1 pseudogene is annotated in these 249 nt (G+C 39.8%); it reads left to right on the forward strand.

From position 1 onward, the window contains the following. Positions 1-50: 50 nt before the first annotated feature. Positions 51-249, forward strand: a pseudogene (locus tag P6709_RS20160) (hypothetical protein); the annotation flags it as partial.

Below are 249 nucleotides of genomic sequence, written 5' to 3' on the forward strand. Positions count from 1 at the left end.
GAACTAATCTCAGGATCTCCAATAAGAATTTCATCAGCCGGATGCTGACTTTGCTGAATCAAATCTTGCCTATGCCTATTATACGTATGAAAAAGGATCATCTGTTTCCGATTCTAGAACGAACTGTTGCGGCCACTTTTGCCTGTCATGAACATGGAATTTGCGTTTATGTTGATGTGGTCATGAATCATAAGGGATTATCTTTAGCAAACCTTGGAAGCGCACTGAATCCTGAAAAAATTGTGATCG

The organism is Jeotgalibacillus sp. ET6 (assembly GCF_029667115.1).
GTDB lineage: Bacteria > Bacillota > Bacilli > Bacillales > Jeotgalibacillaceae > Jeotgalibacillus.